The sequence below is a fragment of the Achromobacter seleniivolatilans genome (assembly GCF_030864005.1).
GTDB classification, from domain to species: domain Bacteria; phylum Pseudomonadota; class Gammaproteobacteria; order Burkholderiales; family Burkholderiaceae_B; genus Achromobacter; species Achromobacter seleniivolatilans.
Map to the genome: position 1 here is coordinate 5,509,071 of NZ_CP132976.1, position 18,766 is coordinate 5,527,836.

Consider the following 18,766-nt stretch of genomic DNA (forward strand, 5'->3'; position numbering starts at 1 on the left):
GATTACTCCGCAAGGAAGTCGACGACCGCGCGGGTGTAGGCTTCCGGTTGCTCCCAGTTCGAAATATGGGAGGTATTCAATTCCACGTAGCGTGCGCCCGGGATGGCGGCCGCAAGCTCCTTGCCCTGCGCCGGGGTGGCAGCCAGGTCATGGGTGCTGCTGATCACCAGCGTGGGCGCGGTGATGGCGGACACGTGTTCGCGGTAATCGGCGTCGCGCAGCGCGGCGCAATTGGCGGAGTACCCTGCGTCCGGCGTGCGGCGCAGCATGTCGATCAGTACTTGGGTCAAGCCGGGTTCGGCGGCGCGGTAGCCATCGGTCAGCCAGCGTTCGACAAGCGTCGGCGCCATTTTTTCCAGCGTTTGCTCGGCGACTGCGGCAATGCGCGTGCTCCAGCCTTCGGCCGAACCAATGCGGGCGGCGGTGTTGCACAGCACCAGTTTGCCTACAAGTTCCGGATGGGCCAGCGCCAGCGCAATGCCCGTCGGGCCGCCCATGGACAGGCCGCAGAAATGCGCGCGCTTGATGTTCAGGTGCGCCAGCAGTTCGGCCACATCATTGGCCAACTGCGTGAAGGTGTATTCGCCGTCGGGAATCGACGACTTGCCGTGGCCGCGGGTGTCATAGCGCAGCACGCGGAAATGCTTGGTCAGTTCAGGGATCTGACGAGCCCACATGTCGGAGCAGGTGCCCAGCGAATTGGAGAGCACGAGCACCGGCGCGTCGGCAGGGCCATCGATGACGTAGAACAGCCGTGCCTGGCTGAGTTCGGCGTAAGACATGTGGGATTACCTCGGATAAAACAGCGGCCGCGCAAGGGCGGCCGCATCGGGATTACAGATAGCAGGCGCCGTCGACGTAGGCTTTGCGCCAGCGCGTGATGGTCACGCGGTCGAACAGATTGGCTTGCGAGAACGGGTCGGCATCAATGAACTGCTGCGCGGCTTCGCGCGTTTCCAGATCAACGATGTACAGGCCGCCGCCGGCGTCCTTGCCGTCGTCCTGCAACTTGGCGCCGCAGGCCAACAGCAACTGCTTGTTGGCGTCCAGGTATTCCAGGTGCGCCGCGCGATGCTGCTGGCGGACTTCCTGGTGGTTGGGCTTGTCGAAAGTTTCGATGATGTAGGGCAAGGAATGCTCCTTTCAGATCGCCGAGGGATGGCGCGCCAGCGCCGTGACGTTGATATCCATGTACGGGAACAGCGGCAGCGACGCCAGCAGCGTGTGCAGTTCGTCGTTGCTTTCGACGTCGAAGATGCTGACGTTGGCATAGCGGCCGGCGACGCGCCACAGGTTCTTCCACTTGCCGTCGCGTTGCAGCTGTTGCGCCAGGGCCTTTTCGTCGGCTTTCAGCTTGTCGGCGCGTTCAGCCGGCATGTCGACGGGCAGATTGACTTGCATTTGAACCATGTACAGCATGAGGGATTCTCCAGGATGGCTGCCCCGGCACATGCCGGGGGCGCGGATCAGAAAAAACTAAGCGGAAAACTTCAGGGGCAGGCCGGTCAGCGCCAGCAGCTCGTCGGCCGTGACGTCGCCAAACATATCGATGACGGTCACGCCGTCGGCGCGTATGTCGAACACGGCGACATCGGTGTACACGCGCGACACGCAACGCACGCCGGTCAGCGGGTACGTGCAGGCCTCGACCAGCTTGCTCTGGCCTTCGCGGGTTTGCAATTCCATCATCACAAACACGTCTTTCGCACCGATGGCCAGATCCATCGCGCCGCCCACGGCGGGGATGGCGTCGGGCGCGCCGGTGTGCCAGTTGGCCAGATCGCCGTGCTGCGACACCTGGAAGGCGCCCAGCACGCAGATGTCCAGATGGCCGCCGCGCATCATGGCGAACGAGTCGGCATGATGGAAGAACGAGCAGCCGGGCAGCTCGGTCACGGGCTGCTTGCCGGCGTTGATCAGGTCGTAGTCTTCTTCGCCTTTGGCGGGCGCGGGGCCCATGCCCAGCATGCCGTTTTCGGTATGCAGGATGACTTCGCGATCGGCGGGCAGGTGGTTGGCAACAAGCGTGGGCAGGCCGATGCCCAGGTTCACATAGGCGCCTTCAGGAATGTCTTGGGCGACGCGGGCGGCGATCTGGTCGCGGGTCAGTTTGGTGCTCATTGCTGCTCCTTGGCGGCCGAAGTTGCGCCGATCTCGACGACGCGCTGCACGAAGATGCCGGGGGTGACGACGGTTTCAGGGTCCAGCGTGCCCAATTCAACGACTTCACGCACTTGCGCCACGGCGACGCGCGCGGCGCTGGCCATGATGGGGCCGAAGTTGCGGGCGGTCTTGCGGTACACCAGGTTGCCCCAGCGGTCGCCGCGTTCGGCCTTGATCAGCGCGTAGTCGGCGTGCAGCGGATATTCCAGCACGTAGTGACGGCCATTGATCTCGCGGACTTCCTTGCCATCCGCCAGGGGCGTGCCGTAGCCGGTGGGCGAGAAGAAAGCGCCAATGCCGGCGCCGGCGGCGCGGATGCGCTCGGCCAGGTTGCCTTGGGGCACCAGTTCCAGCTCAAGCTTGCCGCTGCGGTACAGGCCGTCGAAAATCTGCGAGTCAGCCTGACGCGGGAACGAGCAGATGATCTTGCGCACGCGGTTGGCGCCCAGCAGGGCAGCCAGACCGGTCGTGCCGTTGCCGGCGTTGTTGTTGATGATGACCAGGTCTTTCGCGCCCTGTTCGAGCAGGGCGTCGATCAGTTCCATGGGTTGGCCGGCTGTGCCGAAGCCGCCGATCATGACGGTGGCGCCGTCGGGTACGTCCGCCAGGGCGGCCGCCGCGCTTGCAACAAGCTTAGAGATCATGATGTTCGCTCATAGGTGGCGTGTCATAATTTGTTCTTACTTAGAACTTTCGTTCTTCTGAAGAACATCGTTTCATGGGGAGTACACAGCGTCAAGCAAGCTGGCGCGGTGCAATCTCCAATGTTTGGGGTTGCCAGAATTGGCAACGAATCGCTCGCCACTGGCGGGCTTTTTACTCTTTGGTGCGACAGTCGGATGGCCCAGCAAGAAACCCAGCAACCCAGTGACAGCTACGTCCAATCTTTTGCGCGCGGCTTGTCGGTGATCCGGGCTTTTGGTCCTGACCGCTCGCAGATGACCTTGTCCGAGGTTGCCGCCGTGACGGGGCTGACCCGCGCTGGCGCGCGCCGCATTCTGCTGACGCTGGAGCATCTGGGTTACGTCACGGTGGAAGACCGCAAGTTTGCGCTGACGCCGCGTATTCTGGAGCTGGGTTACGCCTATCTGTCGGGCACGCCGTTGTGGAACCTGGCGCTGCCGTACATGGAAGAAGTGGCCGAGCTCACGCGAGAGTCGTGCTCGGTGTCTGTGCTGGAAGGCGCGGACATCGTCTACATCCTGCGCTTGTCTACCCACAAGGTCATGACCATCAACCTGGCCGTCGGCAGCCGGCTGCCCGCTTGGGTGACGTCGATGGGGCGCGTGTTGCTGGCCGGTCTGCCGGAAGCGGAGTTGGACCGTGTGTTGGCGATGAGCCAGATCCAGTCCTACACCGCCGACACCGTGACAGACATTGCGGAATTGAAGCGTGTGCTGGCCGGCGTGCGCGCCGACGGCTACGCCTGCGTGGCGCAGGAACTGGAGCCGGGATTGCAGTCGGTTGCCGTGCCCATCATCGATCGCAGCGGCCGAGTGATCGCTGCAATGAATGTCAGCGGGCACGCCAACCGCTTTTCGCGTGAAGCCATGCTGGCGGCATTCCTGCCGCCCTTGCGCCGCGCTGCCGACCAGATCAACCACGCGCTGCTGCGCCGCTAGACGTAGCGGGCGGCAAGGCTGGCGGTTGGGCTGGGCGAACATGGCAGCTGGACTCAGATAGGGGCTACGCCCAAGGTCGTGCCGCCGCAGACATACAGCATCTGGCCGGTGACAAAACCATTGTCGGGCGACAGGAAGAACATGGCGGCGCGCGCCACGTCTTCGGGCGTGCCCAGGCGCTTGACGACGATACTGTTGATGATGCGTTCAGTCTGCGGCGCGCCTGCCGGATTGCTCTTGGTGAAGAGATCGGTAGCGATCGGGCCGGGACCGATGGCGTTGACGGTGATGCCGTCGCCGCCCAACTCCATGGCCAGCGTGCGGGTCAGGCCCACCAGGCCCGCCTTGGTGGCCGAATACACCACGCGATCCGGCTTGCCCAGCGCAGCGCGCGACGACATGTTCACGATGCGGCCAAAGCCCGCTTCGCGCATGGCCGGCAGCGCCGCTTGAACCAGGATCAGCGCGGTGCGCAGATGCAGGTTCACCACATAATCCAGATCCGCCAGCGTAGCCGTATCGGCCGTGCCGGGGCGGGTAGCGCCCGCGTTGTTCACCAGACCCACGATGTTGTAGGCCTCGGTCACTTCGCGGGCGACTTCCTTGGTGCGCGCTTCGTCAGTCAGATCGGCCTGATAAGAGACCAGACCCGCCGGCGGATTCTCGGGCAGCTTGTAGTCAATGTTGACGACTTTATGGCCCGCATCCAGCAGCATGCGGATGATGGCAGCGCCAATCCCGGCGCTGCCGCCGGTGACGAGATACGCAGTCTCTTTGCTCATATCATTTCCCGTTCAACATAGAGAAAAACACCACCCCCAAACCCGCACCAGCGCCCCTCAAAGCGGGGACACCACCAGATCCGGCTCCGCCGGTCTGTAGGTGTCGCCCCTGGGGGAGCGCGCAAGCGCTGGGGGGGGCCTATCAATGGGTCATGTAACCCCAAGCCAGCACGGCGGTGATGTGGATCACGCCCACCCACAACATCATGATGACGGTGTAGCCCATCACATCACGCAGCTTCAGCTTGGACAGTGCCAGTGCCGGCAGAATCCAGAAGGGTTGCACCAGGTCGTTCCAGGCGTTGCCCAGCATGACGGCCATCGTGGTCTGGTTCAGCGCGCTGCCGATTTCTTTCGCGGCATCGATCATGAACGGGCCTTGGATAACCCAGTGGCCACCTGCGGACGGCGCGAAGAAGTTGATGAAGAACGAACTGATCAGGCCCCAGAACGGCAGGGACGCCGGCGTAGCGAAGTCAACGAACACCTGCGAAATCGTCGTCACCAGGCCCGATGCGGCCATGATGGCCATGATGCCGGCGTAAAACGGATATTGCAGAATGATCCCGGAGATCGTCTTGATGCCTTCGGTCAGCTTGGCCACGTAGGCGGCCGGCGTGCCCAGCAGGATGATGCCCAGGAACAGAATGATGAAGTTGATCAGGTTCAGGTCCAGCGAGCCGCCGTCCATGAAGTGGAAGGTGACGTAGGCGATGCCCAGCGCGCCGATCAGCATGCTCAGGATGCGGCTGTTGTTCAGCTTCGAGGCGATGGTGCCCTTTTCCAGCATGTCTTCGACGGCGCCGGATGTGTTGGCGTCGCGGTCGATGTTGGGGTCCACCTCAACAATCTTCTCGCCCTTCTTGGGGTGCAGCCACGCGTTGAGCAGCGGCAGCGTGATGATGATGACCAGGCTGGTGATCAGCATGGGCACCGAGAAGATGGTTTCCGACAGCGGGATGGTACCCATCTGCTTGGCAGTGGGGTGGTTCGGCGTGGCGACCAGCACGGGGATACTGGCCGACAGGCCCAGGCCGTACATGGTGAAGCCGCTGTAAGCTGCCGCGATGATCAGGGGGTAGTGCACGCCCTTGACCTTTAACGCCAGCTTCTTGGCGACGATGCCGCCGATGACAAGGCCAAAGCCCCAGTTCAGGTAGCTGCCAACGCCGCCGACCAACGTCGCCACGATGATGGCGGTGTGCGGCTTGTGCACATGGGCGACGATGCGGTTGAGCAGGCGGTCGGTGAGCGGGGCCGTGGCCAGCACATAACCCATGGCCAGAATCACGGCCATTTGCGTCGTGAACGCCAGCAGGCTCCAGAAGCCCTTGCCCCAGGCGCGGGTAACGTCGCCGATGCTTTGGCCTTCAATGCCCATGGCCAGCAGAACGGTGAGCAGCGTCAGCGCGATCGCGAAAACAAAAGGATCGGGCAGATACTTGCGCATCAGCTCGGTAAAGAATGAAGCTAATTTATTCATGGTGCCTCCAACAACTCCGTAGGCGGGTTCTTTAGTGTCTTATCCTGTCCGGCGCCGGGTGGCGGCGCGGGGCGGAATCAACGATTGGTTTTCTTTGTGTGGTTGGGCTCGTGGCCCGATGGCGCGGTTGGCGGTTGCCCCCGCGCCTTATCTTTTGTGAATTCGAGAAGACGCTGTCAGGAGTCGCTGGCCTTGTTGTTCAGCCAAGCTGCCAGCTCGCCCAGCGTGGCGCTTTTTTCGCGCAGCACGCGTTCGCGGCGTTCGGGGCTCCAGGTGTAGAAGCCCTGGCCGCTCTTGGCGCCGATCTGGCCGCTTTCGACCTTGCTTTTCAGCAGCTCGGAAGGTTCCGTGCGGTTTTCCAGGTCTTTGTACAGATAGCTGGCGATCGCGTAGTGCACGTCGATGCCGTTCATGTCGCGCTGTTCCAGCGGACCGGACAGCGCCAGGCGGATGCCCAGGCTCCACTTGACGACTTCGTCGATGTCTTCGGCGCTGGCCACGCCCTTTTCCAACAGCGAGATCGCTTCGCGCGCCAGCGCGTGCTGGATTCGATTGGCGATAAAGCCCGGGATGTCCTGGCGCACCAGCACCGGCCGCTTGCCGGCAAAACGCAGTGTCGCCATGACTTGGACGACCGTGTCTTCCGAGGTGTCGTCGTTGCGTACGACTTCAACCAGCGGAATCACGTCGGCGGGGGTGAAAAAGTGAGTGCCCACGAAACGGTCGCGGCGCGTGACGGCGCTGGCAATCGCGTTGATGGACAGGCCCGAGGTGTTCGTCGCAAACAGGGTGTGGGGCGCGCACAGAGCGTCAAGTTTGGCGAAGATACCGCGCTTGAGTTCCAGGTTTTCCGGCACGGCCTCGATCACCAGATCGCAGTTCGCGGCAGCGTCCAGGCTGGGTTCGAAACGGATGCGCCCGATGGCTTCCTGAACGCTGCCGGGGGCGTAGACGTTCAGTTGGCGGTCGATGGTGTGCAAGGCGCGCTCAAGGGCGCCTTCCATCGGATCAATCAGGACGACGTTGAGCCCCTTCGAGGCAAATAGTGCGGCAATGCCGCTACCCATGGCGCCTGCGCCGATGATGGCGAGATTTTTGAGGGGAGTATCCATGATGATTCGCTCGGTCCTTGCTGGCGGCTGCGCTGCAGGCGGGCACGGCGGGGAATCAGGGTGCTTTCTGTCTCGTCCGTGGGTGCCTTTCTGTGCGGTGAGCCAGAAAAATCATTTTGTTCTATATGCGAACATTTGTGCGTATATAGAATTTCTGGATGGAATAGTACTAAAAGTTGCCGGGGGTGGACAAATGGGGGATTTGAGGTGTTCGGTGGGTGGACGGTGACGCTGGGCCCTGCGCGGGGCAGCGGTGTCTTCCGCCGTGTCTATGCAACGAACAGGAAGGTGGCGTGCCCATGCAGCAGGATGGGCTACGCGAGGGATGCCGTTGCTATCGCGCTGGCATCCTCGCCCAGAACCCATCGGGTCACCGGAAGGCCCTCGGGTTGGCGGCTAGCCCGAGTTACGCAGCCCAGCCGCAATCCCGTTGATCGTCAGATGAATCGCGCGTTGCACGCGTTCATCGACTTCAGGGTTGGGATTTTTCTGCGCGGCGCGGTGGCGGCGGATCAGATCGATCTGCAGGTAGTTCAGCGGATCGATATACGCAAAGCGTTCGCGTAGAGAATCTTGCAGCGTCGGATTGTCGGCCAGCAGCTCACGTTGGGTCAGAAGCTTCAGCATGCTCAGGGTCCGGGCGTGTTCGGCGCTGATGGCGCCGAAGATGCGGTCGCGCAGGGCGCGCTGCGGGACGAGCTGTGCGTAGCGGGCCGCGATGGCGAGGTCCGATTTGGCCAGCACCATTTCCATGTTGGACAGAAGGGTGCGGAAGGCAGGCCAGTCGCGGGCCATATCGCGCAGTTGGGCCAGGCGGGCGCGGCGAGAGCGCGGCGCATCGGGCGCGCCGGTTTCCAGATAGGACTCGATTGCGGAGCCCATGCCGTACCAGCCGGTCAGCATCAGACGGCATTGCGCCCACGAAAAGCCCCACGGAATGGCGCGCAGATCCTCAATGCGCTGGCCCTTTTTGCGCGACGCGGGGCGCGAACCGATGTTCAAGCCAGCGATTTCAGTGATGGGGGTCGCGGCAAAGAAGTATTCGGCGAAGCCCGGCGTGTCGTAGACCAGTCCGCGGTATGTGCGTTGCGCGGTGTCGGACATGAGCGACATGGCGGGGCCGTGGTGGGCCATGTGCGCGTCTTCTGCGCTGGTAGCTTCGGCGCGCGGCGCCAGGCTGGACTCCAGGGTGGCGGCTACCAGCAATTCCAAGTGCCAGCGGCCGACTTCGGCATCCTTGTATTTGCTTTGGATGACTTCGCCTTGTTCGGTCAGGCGGATCTGGCCGGCAACGGTGCCGGGCGGTTGCGCCAGGATGGCGTCAAAGCTTGAGCCGCCGCCGCGGCCGACAGAGCCTCCGCGGCCGTGGAACAAGCGCAGCCGCACATTTCGAGCAGAAAACACATCGACCAGCGCGCGTTCGGCCTGGTACAGCGACCAGTTGGATGTCAGGAAGCCGCCATCTTTATTGCTGTCTGAGTAACCCAGCATGACTTCCTGCGCGCCGCTTTGCGCCTGTTTCACGCGCTGGCGGATTTCGGGCAGGTCGAGCCACGCCGCCATGATGTCGGCGCCGCGCTGCAAGTCGGGGATGGTTTCAAACAGCGGGACAACCATCAGGCCGTCGTCGGCGGCGATGTCGTGGCCGGCCGGCGCAATAAGCCCCGCCTCTTTTTGCAGCACCATCACTTCAAGCAGATCGCTCAAGGTCTCGGTGTGCGACACGATGGTCTGGCGCACGGCCTGCTTGCCGTAGCGGGCGCGGCCGGCAGCGGCGGCGCGCAGCACCGCCAATTCGCGCGTGGTGTCTTCGCCGTAGGCGATCCACGGTGAGGCCAGCGGGCGCGCCTGCGCCAACTCGGCCCGCAGCAAAGCAACGCGTTCCTCTTCGGTCAACGTCAGATAGGCCAGCGGCTTGCCATTGTGCTGCGTGCCAGCACGTTCAAAGAGCTCGGCAAGCGCGCGTTCGTGTACGTCGGAGCTTTGGCGCAGATCTACCGTCGCCAGGTGAAAACCAAAGACTGCCACCGATTGTTGCAGGCCCGCCAGGCGCAGCTTGCCAATGGGGGCGCCGTGGTGCGCGGCCAGCGACGCGGCGATGATGGCAAGGTCCGCCGACAGTTCTTCAGGCGCGTGGTACGGGGGAGCGGCGACGGTGCTGCGGCGGGCCAGGTTCTGGCCGGTCAGTGCTTGCGCGGTGGCGGCAAGGCGAGCATAGATACCAACCAGCGCGCGGCGGTAAGGTTCGTCGCTGCGATGCGGAGAGTCATCGCCGCTGCTGTCCGCCAGCGCCAGCAACTCCGGGTCCGCCGCGATCAGCAAGGTGGTGATGGACAGCTCTGCGCCCAGCGCGTGGACCTCTTGCAGATAGTGCTCGAACAGCACGGTGGCTTGGCGCAGCAGGGCGCGTTCCAGCGTGGCGGCGTCTACATTCGGATTGCCGTCACGGTCGCCGCCGATCCAGCTGCCCATGCGCAGGAAAGGTTCCAGCGGTGGGGGCGGGGCAGCGAAGGGCTTGGTGGATTCGCGGTTCAGCAGCTTGGACAAGTCTCCGTACAGGCGCGGAATGACTTGCAGAAAGGTGCTGCGGTAGTACGACAGCGCGTTTTCAATCTCGTCGGCAACCGTCAGGCGCGTGTAGCGCAGCATGCGCGTCTGCCACAGCGTGGCCACGCGGCCGAGCAGCGCGGCATCCAGTTCCGTCAACTCTTCCGGCGTGATCGGACCTTCACGCTGAGTCAGCGCGGTGGCGATTTCACGGTGTACGTCCAGGGTGCTTTTGCGTTGCACTTCCGTCGGGTGGGCGGTCAGCACCGGCATGACGCAGGCGTCGGCCAGCAGGCGGCGGATGCGTGCCACGCCGACGCCGTTGCGGCCCAGCGTTAGCACGGCTTCGCGCAGGCTGCCGCGCGCGGCTGTGCCATCGGTCAGCGCTCGCGCGCGCTGGCGGCGGTTCTGATCGCGGTCTTCGGCGATGTTGGCCAGATGCAGAAAGTAGCTGAAGGCGCGCGCAACGGAATTCGGATCATTGCCTTGCAGGCGTTTGACGCGCTGTTCAAGCAGCTTGCTGTCGGCATCGTCGCCTTCGCGCCGGAATTTGACGGCGGTGCGGCGCAGCGTTTCGATGGTGTCGAAGACGCGTTTACCTTCGCATTCTTCGATGACCTCTCCTAACAGGCGGCCTAGCAGCCGGATATCGTGACGCAGGGGTTCTGCGGAGTCGGACTGCGTGCGCTTGGCATTCATCGGGCGGGGATCCGTCGGGCGGCTGTAGGGAAGGGGCGAAAAGACGAGTCGATGCAAAAACCGGAAAAAGAATCCGTTCGATTTTACGCAGCCTTCCTTACGGGAAGGGGCCTTTGCTCGGTTAAAGTGCCAGGTGTTCCTTCGTCTTTCTACAAGCCCCCTTTATGCAAAATCATCAACGCCGCGCGCTCGTTCTGTTTTCGGGCGGCCAGGATTCCACCACTTGCCTGGCTTGGGCGCTGGATCGCTATGCCCATGTGGAAACCGTAGCGTTCGATTACGGTCAACGCCATCACATCGAACTGTCGGCGCGGTTGAACGTGCTGCGAGATATTCGCGCGAACTTTCCTGAGTGGGCGGCGCGGCTTGGTGAAGACCACTTGCTGGATCTGAAGATATTGGGTCAAGTGGGCGACACCGCCATGACCAGCGACCGCGCGATCGAAATGCAGGCCAATGGTTTGCCCAATACGTTCGTGCCGGGCCGCAATCTATTATTTCTGACGCTGGCCGCAGCACTGGGATACCGGCGCCAGCTGGATGTGCTGGTGGGCGGCATGTGTGAAACCGATTTTTCGGGTTATCCAGACTGCCGCGATGACACGATCAAGGCGCAGCAAGTCGCGCTCGGCCTGGGCTTGGGAAGCCGCGTCACCATCGAAACTCCGCTGATGTGGATCGATAAATCAGAGACTTGGGCGCTTGCCCAGACCTTGGGCGGCGATGCGCTGGTAGACACCATCGTTGAAGAAAGCCATACCTGCTATCTGGGCGAGCGCGGCGCGCGCCACGGCTGGGGATATGGCTGCGGTGCGTGCCCGGCCTGCGTGTTGCGCAAAACGGGCTGGGAAAAGTGGACGGCCGCGCAAGGCTAGCGCGGCGGCCTGCGGGATACCGGGCGTGGATAGGCACGTTCGGTGTCGCCATATTTCGCTGATCGTTGAATTCTATTTTAATAATATGAATATTATTCAACCTAATATGAATAATATTCACTAACCGTCCGATTTACCCGCCTCTCCGCGGATTGAGCTGCTTTTTTTTGCGACCCTATTCCAGGTATGGAAATGCAAAAACACATTCCGATACCGTTCGATGGAATGGCGTTATTAATCAAGGCTCAATTACATGAATCGGTCGCGGATTATTCTCATTTTCGACAACGAATTTGCGAAGCAGGGTATTGCCAACTCCCTGGAGCAAATTGGTTTTGTCCTGAATCCAGTTGCGCTTCAGGCCCCTGCGCCCTCGCGCCACTTAGGCGAAATACAGGTGCATCTGTGCCTGCCCCGAGACCTGGACATCACGATAGGCCAGCTGCGGGCGAATTTCTTCAACGCGACCATTATTGCGATACGCCACATTGAAACTCCCGCCGTGCGTATTAATGCGCTGCTCGCGGGCGCCGATAGTTGCTACAGCACCAACATCAGTTATAGCGAGGTTGCAGCGGCCATCCAGTCTGCGCAGCGCAAGCTCATACTCTGCAATGTTCCTTATGGATTTTCCGCCCGCACTGTGAGCGCGGATGCGGCGCCAGCAGTGGATATTGCGTGGCGGCTCGGTGATGACGAGTGGATGCTGACATCGCCGGACGGCATTGATATCAGCCTGACTCCGATGGAAAGGGCCGTCTTGAAAGGCATGCATGAACACGCCGAGAAATTAGTCTGCCGGGGTGATTTCGCGAATGACAGCGCGGGCGCTTCCAGCGACGGGCGGGCACTGGATCTCATCATCAGCCGGCTCAAGCGCAAGGGGGCTGCCGCAGGCCTGTCGATCCCGATTCGAAGCCAGCGCGGCCAAGGCTATTCCTTTTCTGGCGCGTTACGTGCCGACCGGACCGCAGGTGATATCCGCGATGGCGGCGCGTCCGTCATTCCCGAGCCCGCGCGATAAAGCGCCTCCGCAGCACAAAAGCCGCCAGCAGAATGGCGAGCGCCAATCCGGCCGACAGCGCCATCGCGGCGCGTGCGCCGTACTGTTCCACCACATAGGCATAAGCCACTGGCGCGATCGCGGTCAGCAGGAAGCTGGGGATCAGCAGCGCGCCGACCAGCGCGCCATAGTGCCGGAAATCAAATAAGGCCAGCGGCAGCGTGCCGCGCGCAATTGTCAGCAGGCCATTACAGGCGCCGTAGAGCAGCGCATAAGCCGACGCCGCGTATACGTTGCCGCCTGATATCAGGGCCAGCAAGAAGCACAGCGGAAGCAGGGCGCTTACCGCCAAGGTCAGCGTCAGCGGATGCAGTCGCGAGCCCAGGGCCACGTCTGCCAGCCGGGCGGCGAACTGGCCCACACCCCACAGCGCGGCCACGCTGACGGCAAGCGCGCTGGCCAGACCCAGGCCGGACAGCATCGAGATCAGATGCGCGGCGTTACCCGCCGCCACGAAATTGGTCAGCATTGCAATAAGCGCATACAAGCCGCCGGCAAGCCGCCGTTCGCCCGCGCTGCGGGCCAGCCCGCTGGATACATTGCCACGGTCTTCGCGCGGCATCTGGTAGCGCTTGCGAGGCAGGGCCAGGTATAGCGGCAGGGTGGCCAATGCCAGCGCGGCATAACCGAGCACCGCGCCGCGCCAGCCCAGCCAGCCGGATAAGGCGTGTCCCACCGGCCACATGACCGTCGAGGCCAGGCCGCCAAACAGGGTGATCTGAGACATCGGGCGGCGGGCCGCTGGACCGGCGGCCCGTGCCAGCGAGGCGAAGGCCGCGTCGTAGAGACAAAAGCGCATGCCCACGCCCAGCAAGGCCCATGCGGCGTAGTACGGGATCAGGCTGTGGGACAAGGCCAGCCCAGCGCAGCCAGCGGCAGCCACCGCCGCGCCCGCTGGCATGACGCGATGGCCTCCCCACTGGTCGACCAGACGTCCGGCCAGCGGCGAGACCAGCGCCATAGCGACGATAGCGGCCGAGAAACCACCGTAGACCGTGGCGGCGTTCCAGCCCAGGTCCGCCGCCATGGCGGGGCCGAGCGCACCGATCAGATAGAACGTCACGCCCCAGCCCACCAATTGGGTCATTCCCAGACAGACGACGGCGCGTACGGAAATCACGGCCGTTGCGGCGGGGTGGCGTCGCCTTCGCCCAAGCTGCGCTGCATCAGCACCGTGTCGCGCCATTCGCCGTGCTTGTGGCCGACCGAGCGCAGGGTGCCGACGGGATGAAAGCCCTGGCTGGCGTGCAGCGCCAGCGATGCCGCATTGCGGCTGTCGCCCACCACAGCCAGCATCTGGCGCCAGCCTGCGGCAGTGCAGCGTTCAACCAGCGCGGCCAGCAGCTTGCCGCCGATGCCCAGACCTGAGCGCCCCGCCTTCACATAGACCGAGTCTTCCACCGTGTGGCGGTACGCGGGCCGCGGGCGGTAGGGCGTGACATACGCATATCCCACGACCTCGCCGCTGATCTCGGCCACCAGGTAAGGCATTTCTTTTTCGAGCACGCCAGCGCGGCGCTGGCGCATGTCGGTGATAGAAGGCGGGTCCAGCTCGAACGAGGCGGTGCCGTGCTCGACATGATGGGCGTACAGGGTCTTGATGGCGGGCAGGTCGGCCTCGACGCTGTCGCGGATAAGAACGGTGGGAGTCATGGAAAGGGGTGAACGGTTGAAGAGTGGATCTGAGTCCTTAGCCGCCAGTGTCGCGCACGGCCCTTTATTAATAAAGCTTTGGCGGATTATGATTTTCATAAGCAAAACTTTGGGTGGCTTTTATGCGAGGCCTGAATCTGGATCACCTGCGCACCTTTGCGCAGGTGATAGAACTGGGTAGTTTTTCTGCCGCCGCGGAACGCAGCGGCGTGACGCAGCCGGCGGTCAGCCTGCAAATTCGCCAGTTGGAGCGGCGCTACGGCCTGAAACTGGTTGAACGCGTGGGGCGCCGCGCCGGCCCCACGGCTGCCGGGCTGGAACTGCTGACGCATGTGCGTGCCATCGACGCTGTGCTGGCGCAGGCCGAGCAGGCAATGACGGCGCATGCGTCGCAGGTGTCGGGCCGAATCCGGCTGGGCACGGGCGCCACCGCTTGCACGTACCTGCTGCCGCCTGTGCTGGCGGATCTGCGGCGGCGCTTTCCCGCGCTGGATATCGTGGCCAGCACGGGCAACACGGCCGACATGCTGCGCGGGTTGGAAAACAACGTACTGGATATCGTGTTGATCACGCTGCCGGCGCCGGGGCGCATGTTCCAGGTCAGCCCGGTCATGGAAGATGAATTCGTGGCGATTTTTCCTGCGAGTGATCCCGGCGCGATACCTGCCGTCGTAACGCCGCAATCCCTGGCGCAACTGCCGCTGGTGCTATTCGAACCCGGGGCCCGCACGCGGCGCTTGGTGGATGATTGGTTCGAGGCGGCAGGCGTGGTGGCCAAGCCCATCATGGAGCTCGGCAGTACCGAGGCCATGAAGGAAATCGTGGCGGCTGGATTGGGATGCGCGGTGTTGCCCAAGCTGGCCGTATCGGGCGCGGGGCAGCGCCAGGCGTTGGCGGTGCGATCATTAACGCCGCGCCTGTCGCGTGATCTGGCCATTGTTTTACGCCGCGACAAACCGCTGGGTCGCGGGCTGCGGCACTTACAAGAGGCGCTTCTGGCGTTGGGCAGATGAACAATGTGGACCTGTTTCCCTATGAATCATCGCAGCGGCCCGTGGCGGGGCTGGCGGTGGACTACGAAGACGGCCATCGCGTAAAGCGTCACCGGCATCGCCGCGCCCAACTGCTCTATGCGATTTCCGGGGTGATGGTGGTGGATACCGAGGCGGGCATCTGGGTCGTGCCGCCCACGCGCGGCGTGTGGGTCCCGGCCTGGGTGACGCACGGCATCCGCATGAGCGGCGAACCGCGAATGCGCACGGTCTTTGTCGAACCCGGCGCCGCCGCTCACTTGCCTGCGCAATGCTGCGTGCTGTCGATTTCGCCCTTGCTTCGGGAGTTGATGGTGGCCGCTGCCCAGGTGCCGCTGGATTGGATGCCCCATACACGCGATGGCCGGCTGATGATGCTGTTGCTGGACGAGCTGCATCAGGAACCCGTGTTGCCGCTGCATTTGCCACAGCCGTCCGAACCCCGGCTTGCGCGTATCTGCCGGGCTATCGTGCGGCACCCGGAACGGCAGGCAGGGGCAGCGGATTGGGCGCGGGAATTGGGCGTGGACCCCAAGACCGTGCACCGGCTGTTTCTGCGGCATACGGGCATGACGTTTGGCCGCTGGCGCCAGCAGGCGCGGCTGCTGGCGGCCATGGAGCGGCTGGCGCGCGGGGGGCGGGTGCTGGATGTGGCGCTGGACCTGGGTTATGACAGCCCCAGCGCCTTTGCCGCCATGTTCCGGCGGGCCGTGGGCGAGTCGCCCAGCGCCTTCGCTGCACGCGGCGGGACGTCCGCCTGATGGTCACGGACGGCCCCAAAGGCGCCCGCAGGGCGGACCCGGGCCGAACCAGCGTATTATTTACCGTTTTGCCGCCCACGCTATAACAGCACCAGCCCGAGACAAAATCATGCCGCACTACCGTTCCCGCACTTCGACACACGGCCGCAACATGGCCGGCGCCCGCGCCCTGTGGCGTGCCACCGGCATGAAGGACGGTGATTTCGGTAAGCCGATTATTGCGGTAGTGAACTCGTTCACACAGTTTGTGCCGGGCCACGTGCACTTGCGCGACCTGGGCGCGCTGGTTGCCAGCGAGATCGAAGCCGCAGGCGGCGTCGCCAAGGAATTCAACACCATCGCCGTCGATGACGGCATCGCCATGGGCCATGGCGGCATGCTGTATTCGCTGCCGTCGCGTGAACTGATCGCCGATTCGGTGGAATACATGGTGAACGCGCACTGCGCCGATGCCATGGTCTGCATCTCGAACTGCGACAAGATCACCCCGGGGATGCTGATGGCCGCAATGCGCCTGAACATCCCGGTCGTATTCGTGTCTGGCGGCCCGATGGAGGCCGGCAAGGTCAAGTCGCCTGTCGATGGCAAAGTGATTGCCAAGATCGACCTGATCGACGCCATGATCAAAGCCGCTGACCCGAAAGTGTCGGACGCCGAAGTCGCCGAAGTGGAACGCAGCGCGTGTCCCACGTGCGGCTCCTGTTCCGGTATGTTCACCGCCAACTCGATGAACTGTCTGACCGAAGCCATCGGTCTGGCGCTGCCGGGCAACGGCACCATCGTGGCCACGCACGCCTGGCGCAAGGGTTTGTTTGAACAAGCCGGCCGTCTGGTGGTGGACCTGTGCCGCCGCTACTACGTAGAAGAAGACGAATCGGTTCTGCCGCGCAACATCGCCACCAAGAGCGCGTTCCAGAACGCCATGGCGCTGGATGTGGCAATGGGCGGTTCCACCAACACGGTGCTGCATTTGCTGGCCGCAGCGCAGGAAGCGGGCGTGGACTTCACCATGTCCGATATCGATCGCATTTCGCGCAAGGTGCCATGCCTGTGCAAGGCGGCGCCTGCTACTGACAAGTACCACATTGAAGACGTGCACCGCGCAGGCGGCATCCTGGGCATCCTGGGTGAACTGGCGCGCGCGGACCTGCTGGATCTGTCTTGCGGCAACGTGCACAGCGGCACGCTGGGCAACGCAATCCAGAAGTGGGACATTGCCGGCGGCGCGGGCGAAGAAGCGCAAAAGTTCTACCGCGCAGCGCCCGGCGGCATCCCGACGACGGTGGCTTTCAGCCAGGACGCAACCTTCCTGACCCTGGATACCGACCGCAAGACGGGGTGTATCCGCAGCAAGGAAGACGCCTATTCCAAGGATGGCGGTCTGGCGGTTCTGTACGGCAACCTGGCTGAGAAGGGTTGCATCGTGAAGACCGCGGGCGTGGACGAGTCGCAATGGGTCTTCACGGGCCGCGCGCGTGTCTTTGAAAGCCAGGACGATGCCGTCGAAGCCATTCTGGGCGACAAGATCGTGGCGGGCGATGTGGTCGTGATCCGCTACGAAGGCCCCAAGGGCGGCCCGGGCATGCAAGAGATGCTGTACCCGACGTCCTACCTGAAGTCCAAGGGCCTGGGCAAGACCTGCGCGCTGTTCACTGATGGCCGTTTCTCGGGAGGTTCTTCGGGTCTGGTGATCGGGCACGCGTCGCCGGAAGCGGCTGAAGGCGGCACGATCGGCCTGGTGGAAGAGGGTGACGTCATCGAGATCGACATCCCGAACCGCAAGATGCATCTGGCGGTGTCCGACGAAGACCTGGCACGCCGCCGCGCCGCTATGGATGCGCGCGCTGACGGCTGGGAGCCGGTGGGCCGCGAACGTGTCGTGTCGCTGGCCTTGCAGGCGTATGCGGCGCTGGCAACGTCGGCGGATCGCGGCGCGGTGCGCGATCTGTCGCAACTGAAGCAGAAGGGCAAGCGTTGATCGTTTGATTGCCGGTTGCTGAAAAGACGGCGCTTTGCGCCGTCTTTTTTTTGCTTCGCGCGCGGCGTTTGCAGCTGTATAAATCGCTTTATCTTTGATCCGGAGTCATCAATGTCTCTCAACTCTGATGCGTTGCGCCTGTTCCTGGGCGTGGTTGACGCCGGTTCCATGAGCGCTGCGGCTGAAATGCTGGGCCAAACTGCATCAGGCGTCAGCCGCGGCCTTTCGCGGCTGGAGGAAGACCTGGGTGTCACTCTTCTGAACCGCACGACCCGCCGCATGGAGCTGACGGAAGAGGGCGCTCATTTTCTACCGAAGGCGCGCCAGATCGTCGCGTCTTTGGAAGAGGCTGAAGAATGTATGCGCATGGTGCATCAACGGCCTGCGGGCCGTTTGCGCGTTGATGCGTCGGTGCCGGTCATGCTGCATTGCGTTGTGCCGCACGTGGGGGACTTCCGGCGTGAATACCCCGAGATCACGCTGGAACTCACCAGCAATGACCGCATCGTGGATTTGATGGAACACCGCACCGACGTCGCGATCCGCATGGGTCCGCTGACGGATTCCACTTTGCATGCGCGGGCGTTGCGGCCTCGTCCACGTTGGATGATGGCCAGCCCCGATTACATCGCCCGGCGCGGAGCACCCGAGACGGTAGAGGATCTTGCGGGGCATGAAGTGCTGGGATTTACACAGCCGGAAAGCCTGAACGTCTGGCCGCTGAAACACGCTGGCGGGTCCAGTTATCTGGCGACGCCGACGCTCGCCACGTCCAGCGGCGAAACGCAGCGTCTGTTGGCGCTGCGCGGCGTGGGCATTGCTTGCTTGTCGGACTTTGTGGTGCGGGAAGATATCGCGGCGGGGCGGCTGGTGAAGGTAATGGAGGGCGTGTACAGCGACTACTTGCAGCCGATGCATGCGGTGTACTACCGCAATACGCAGTTGTCGCGGCGGATTGCGTGTTTTCTGGATTTCTTTGCGGGGCGGATGTAGCGGA

18 protein-coding genes are annotated in these 18,766 nt (G+C 63.2%); 7 read left to right on the forward strand and 11 right to left on the reverse strand.

The genetic code is table 11. The features are described 5' to 3' along the window. Positions 1-2 precede the first annotated feature (2 nt). From pcaD to RAS12_RS25015, 5 genes are read right to left on the reverse strand one after another with little or no spacing between them, the layout of a single operon-like run. A complete protein-coding gene (gene pcaD, locus RAS12_RS24995; protein WP_306942439.1) occupies positions 3-782 on the reverse strand; it encodes a 3-oxoadipate enol-lactonase in 780 nt (259 codons plus the stop codon). 52 nt (positions 783-834) lie between these two features. Then, positions 835-1,131, reverse strand: a complete 297-nt coding sequence (locus RAS12_RS25000; RefSeq protein WP_306942441.1) for a YciI family protein — start codon at positions 1,129-1,131, stop codon at positions 835-837. Between the two features lie 12 nt (positions 1,132-1,143). Further along, the gene (gene catC / locus RAS12_RS25005) at positions 1,144-1,419 is read right to left on the reverse strand and encodes a muconolactone Delta-isomerase (RefSeq protein WP_306942443.1); all 276 of its coding nucleotides are present in this window, start codon (positions 1,417-1,419) and stop codon (positions 1,144-1,146) included. Positions 1,420-1,476: 57 nt separating this feature from the next. After that, on the reverse strand, positions 1,477-2,121 hold the full coding sequence (locus RAS12_RS25010) for a 3-oxoacid CoA-transferase subunit B (RefSeq protein WP_006227166.1): 645 nt from the start codon (positions 2,119-2,121) through the stop codon (positions 1,477-1,479). Further along, on the reverse strand, positions 2,118-2,807 hold the full coding sequence (locus RAS12_RS25015; protein WP_306942446.1) for a 3-oxoacid CoA-transferase subunit A: 690 nt from the start codon (positions 2,805-2,807) through the stop codon (positions 2,118-2,120). Before RAS12_RS25015 ends, RAS12_RS25010 begins: the two co-directional genes overlap by 4 nt. 195 nt (positions 2,808-3,002) lie before the next feature. On the opposite strand from RAS12_RS25015, the gene RAS12_RS25020 reads away from it, so the two are divergent. After that, the gene (locus tag RAS12_RS25020) at positions 3,003-3,785 is read left to right on the forward strand and encodes an IclR family transcriptional regulator (protein WP_306942448.1); all 783 of its coding nucleotides are present in this window, start codon (positions 3,003-3,005) and stop codon (positions 3,783-3,785) included. A gap of 53 nt (positions 3,786-3,838) precedes the next feature. Here the strand turns inward: RAS12_RS25020 and RAS12_RS25025 are convergent, their stop codons facing one another. From RAS12_RS25025 to ppc, 4 genes are all read right to left on the reverse strand, one after another. Then, entirely contained in the window at positions 3,839-4,567 is a 729-nt protein-coding gene (locus tag RAS12_RS25025) for an SDR family NAD(P)-dependent oxidoreductase (protein ID WP_306942450.1), read from the reverse strand. 142 nt (positions 4,568-4,709) lie between these two features. Beyond that, on the reverse strand, positions 4,710-6,050 hold the full coding sequence (locus RAS12_RS25030; RefSeq protein ID WP_306942452.1) for a short-chain fatty acid transporter: 1,341 nt from the start codon (positions 6,048-6,050) through the stop codon (positions 4,710-4,712). 176 nt (positions 6,051-6,226) lie between these two features. Continuing rightward, positions 6,227-7,162, reverse strand: a complete 936-nt coding sequence (locus RAS12_RS25035) for a 3-hydroxyacyl-CoA dehydrogenase family protein (RefSeq protein WP_306942454.1) — start codon at positions 7,160-7,162, stop codon at positions 6,227-6,229. A gap of 396 nt (positions 7,163-7,558) precedes the next feature. Beyond that, positions 7,559-10,408, reverse strand: a complete 2,850-nt coding sequence (ppc, locus tag RAS12_RS25040) for a phosphoenolpyruvate carboxylase (protein WP_306942456.1) — start codon at positions 10,406-10,408, stop codon at positions 7,559-7,561. A gap of 164 nt (positions 10,409-10,572) precedes the next feature. Between ppc and queC the strand changes: the two genes are divergently transcribed. After that, entirely contained in the window at positions 10,573-11,283 is a 711-nt protein-coding gene (gene queC, locus RAS12_RS25045; protein ID WP_306942458.1) for a 7-cyano-7-deazaguanine synthase QueC, read from the forward strand. 253 nt (positions 11,284-11,536) lie between these two features. Further along, positions 11,537-12,307, forward strand: a complete 771-nt coding sequence (locus RAS12_RS25050) for a helix-turn-helix domain-containing protein (RefSeq protein WP_306942460.1) — start codon at positions 11,537-11,539, stop codon at positions 12,305-12,307. Here the strand turns inward: RAS12_RS25050 and RAS12_RS25055 are convergent. Together RAS12_RS25055 and RAS12_RS25060 are read right to left on the reverse strand one after the other, a co-directional pair. After that, complete coding sequence (locus RAS12_RS25055) at positions 12,285-13,466, reverse strand: MFS transporter (RefSeq protein ID WP_306942462.1); 1,182 nt, start codon at positions 13,464-13,466, stop codon at positions 12,285-12,287. The two genes, RAS12_RS25050 and RAS12_RS25055, sit on opposite strands and share 23 nt — an antisense overlap. Then, a complete protein-coding gene (locus tag RAS12_RS25060; protein ID WP_306942464.1) occupies positions 13,463-13,999 on the reverse strand; it encodes a GNAT family N-acetyltransferase in 537 nt (178 codons plus the stop codon). Before RAS12_RS25060 ends, RAS12_RS25055 begins: the two co-directional genes overlap by 4 nt. A gap of 122 nt (positions 14,000-14,121) precedes the next feature. On the opposite strand from RAS12_RS25060, the gene RAS12_RS25065 reads away from it, so the two are divergent. The 4 genes from RAS12_RS25065 to RAS12_RS25080 all read left to right on the forward strand — a co-directional run bounded on the left by RAS12_RS25065 (position 14,122) and on the right by RAS12_RS25080 (position 18,762). Further along, on the forward strand, positions 14,122-15,012 hold the full coding sequence (locus RAS12_RS25065; protein ID WP_306951609.1) for a LysR family transcriptional regulator: 891 nt from the start codon (positions 14,122-14,124) through the stop codon (positions 15,010-15,012). After that, positions 15,009-15,791 (forward strand): AraC family transcriptional regulator, encoded by a 783-nt coding sequence (locus RAS12_RS25070; protein WP_306942466.1) that lies wholly within the window; start codon positions 15,009-15,011, stop codon positions 15,789-15,791. Before RAS12_RS25065 ends, RAS12_RS25070 begins: the two co-directional genes overlap by 4 nt. 109 nt (positions 15,792-15,900) lie before the next feature. Next, positions 15,901-17,769 (forward strand): dihydroxy-acid dehydratase, encoded by a 1,869-nt coding sequence (ilvD, locus tag RAS12_RS25075; protein WP_306942468.1) that lies wholly within the window; start codon positions 15,901-15,903, stop codon positions 17,767-17,769. A gap of 111 nt (positions 17,770-17,880) precedes the next feature. Continuing rightward, on the forward strand, positions 17,881-18,762 hold the full coding sequence (locus RAS12_RS25080; RefSeq protein WP_306942470.1) for a LysR family transcriptional regulator: 882 nt from the start codon (positions 17,881-17,883) through the stop codon (positions 18,760-18,762). Positions 18,763-18,766 lie beyond the last annotated feature (4 nt).